The sequence below is a fragment of the Wenjunlia tyrosinilytica genome, assembly GCF_014646055.1.
Classification (GTDB): Bacteria; Actinomycetota; Actinomycetes; order Streptomycetales; family Streptomycetaceae; genus Wenjunlia; species Wenjunlia tyrosinilytica.
Window position 1 is genome coordinate 1 of sequence record NZ_BMMS01000140.1, and the last position, 1,111, is coordinate 1,111.

1 protein-coding gene is annotated in these 1,111 nt (G+C 68.0%); it reads right to left on the reverse strand.

What is annotated here, in order from left to right:
- Positions 1–1,111, reverse strand: a 1,111-nt coding sequence (locus IEY86_RS35900) for an acyltransferase domain-containing protein (protein WP_189136089.1), incomplete at both ends; no start/stop codon positions are given.

Sequence of the window (1,111 nt, forward strand, 5' to 3'; positions counted from 1 at the left end):
AGAACACCGACCAGTCCACGTCGGCGCCATCGGTGAACGCTTCGGCCACGGCGGAGAGCAGGGCCCTCACCTCCGACCGGTCCTTGCGCAGCGCCGCCACCAGGAGGTGTTCGGTGCCTTCGACGCACTCCTGGGCCATGGCGGTCAAGGTGCCGTCCGGGCCGAGCTCGATGAAGCGGGTGACGCCCTGCTCTTCGAGTCGGCGGATCCCGTCGGCGAACCGCACCGCCTGACGGACGTGCTCCACCCAGTACTCGGCGCAGGCGATCTCCTCACCGACCACCGGTTCACCGGTGAGGTCCGAGACGACGGCCAGCCGCGGCACCGCATAGGCAACACTCTGCGCGATCCGCCGGAACTCCTGGAGCATCGGCTCCATCAACGGCGAATGAAAAGCATGACTCACCGTCAAATAGGCCGCCTTCCGGCCCAGCTCCCGAAAATGCCCGGCGACCTCGGCAACCGCGCCCTGCGCACCGGAGACCACCACCGACAACGGGCCATTGACCGCCGCGATCCCGAGGTGATCCTCACGGCCGACGAGCAAGGACAGGACTTCATCCTCGCAGGCCTGGAGGGAGACCATCGACCCACCGGAAGGCAGGGCCTGCATCAACCGGCCACGCGCCGCCACCAGACGGCAGGCATCCTCCAGCGACCACACCCCCGCCACATGGGCAGCCGCCAGCCCACCGACAGAATGCCCCAGCAGGACGTCGGGCCTGAGCCCCCAGGACTCCACCAGACGAAACAGCGCCACCTCAACAGCGAACAGCGCCGGCTGGGCATACTCCGTACGATCCAGCAGCCCGGCATCCCCACCGAAGACCACCTCCCGCAACGGACGCCCCAACTCCCCATCCACATGAGCACACACCGCATCGAAGGCATCCGCGAAGACCACATACGACTCATACAGCTCCCGACCCATCCCCAGCCGCTGCGACCCCTGCCCCGCGAACAAGAACGCGATCCGCCCCCCGGCACCGACATCCCCGGTGACCACACCCGAGACCGCCCCACCGACCGCCAGCGCCTCCAGCCCCCGCAGCAACTCCACACGATCGCAGCCCAGAACCACAGCACGGTGCTCAAACACCGACCGGGTCTC